Source organism: Archangium violaceum Cb vi76 (genome assembly GCF_000733295.1).
Classification (GTDB): domain Bacteria; phylum Myxococcota; class Myxococcia; order Myxococcales; family Myxococcaceae; genus Archangium; species Archangium violaceum.
Genome location: NZ_JPMI01000330.1, coordinates 1 through 1,644, shown reverse-complemented (window position 1 = coordinate 1,644; position 1,644 = coordinate 1). Strand labels below are relative to the sequence as shown.

1 protein-coding gene is annotated in these 1,644 nt (G+C 58.8%); it reads left to right on the top strand.

The features are described 5' to 3' along the window. Positions 1-818 (top strand): hypothetical protein (locus Q664_RS59665; protein ID WP_160174639.1); only part of this gene is annotated, 818 nt, incomplete at its 5' end. Between the last annotated feature and the right edge of the window lie 826 nt (positions 819-1,644).

The following is a 1,644-nucleotide window of genomic DNA, read 5'->3' as shown; positions in this document are numbered from 1 at the left end:
CCCCGATATCCACCACCCAGGTAGGCCACTACAACAAGCTGGAACAAAAACTCGTGGCTGCTGCGGCGTCGAAAGACAGCACAACGAACGCTTCGAGCAGTCACCGGGAAACCTATTCTGGGCGATCGAACGGATCCAAGAAAGCAAGACCCTCGTCAACTTCAGAGACCAGGGTAGCGGCCGCCGTCGTGTTGATTGTCGGCGGACTTGGATTGGCCATTTCCGCCAAGGACGACCCAGCCCCGTCTGGCGATTCCGGACCTCGGCGCAAGAGCCTGCTCGCACAACTCGTTGATGCAACCGGTGAGACAAATCAACCGGCGAGCAGCACTCCATCATCCGCATCGGAAAGCGCACCAAACAACACACAAAGCACAAGGGCAGTGGGCGGATACGCAACGAAGCTCGAGGAACTCCGCAGCCAGAATCGGGTGCGTCCTCTTCAAGACAACGAAGCAGCGCTCTCGGCGGAGCACTTGCCCCTGGGCGTTTTTGGCTTCGTTGGAATCGACACCCTCCCTCGTCTTCGACGAGCCCAGATTCAGCTGTCCCCATCCTCGACAGGATCACCCGCCACGGCGTTCGAAATCCAAAAAACATCCGCTGGCGAGCTCCTGGTCGTTGGATATGTATGGGAATCGGACTTCGAGCGAGCCACCACAGGCCGCCCAATGCGCATCGCCCTTGCGCCCAAGACCGGACGGAGGGGCAGGCTCATCAGCATTCCGATGGACAGAATCAAGACAGTAACCCTGAAGAACGAGCAAGGCGAGCGCATTGCTGAACTCTCCCTTGGCTCCGCAGTCTCGAACCGATAATCTCAATCACCATCTGGGGGAGCATTCCCTTGAAGCACCTCTTTTCGCCTCTTCTATTGATTGCCATCCTCGCCGTATCTGGCTGTGGTTACGATGACGGTGAGCTGCCCATCACTCCAGACACTTTGTGCGGACCTCACAATTGCAGTGGCTGCTGCTTGGGAAATACCTGTCAGCCAGGCACATTGGACACGACGTGCGGCAAGGGTGGCGGTGCCTGTGTGACGTGTCAGGCGGAAACCCGATGTTCGCCAGACAAGAATCCCATCTGCGCACCCAAGCTGCCTCTGGATTCCAGTTGGAAGGTACAACCCTCGACTGCGAACATCGAGCCACTGGATCCGTCAGACGGACTGAGTTGGGATGCGGACAATTCCCCGCCTGATGTCGTAGTGGAGATGACCTGCCCTACGGACGGCGCACCGATCACAACCCGCACGTCCGAGATTTCAGGCCTCACTCCCTCTTGGTCGGATGGCGGATGTACGACAACGGCGAACGCTCTGTTGAATTCGCCGTTAACCGTAAATGTGATTGATATCGACTTCGCCTTCGATGATCCGATTTCTTCCTTCCAATACACCTTGACTGCAGCGGACTTTGAGGCGGGCGTAGTTGTCCGGACCCTGCCCGGAAACGTAGGGACGTTGACCCTGCGTCTGCAACCACGGCAATAGTCAACCTCCGCCAGGCCCATCCCAGTGCCCCCAAGCGCCAGCCCACTCCAGGAGGGAGGGAAAGCTTCTCCCAAGGGCTTCCTCGCCGGGACCCACCGCCTCATCTCCCCCGAGGAGACGGTCACGCGCGTGCGGGGCCTGATGCCTCT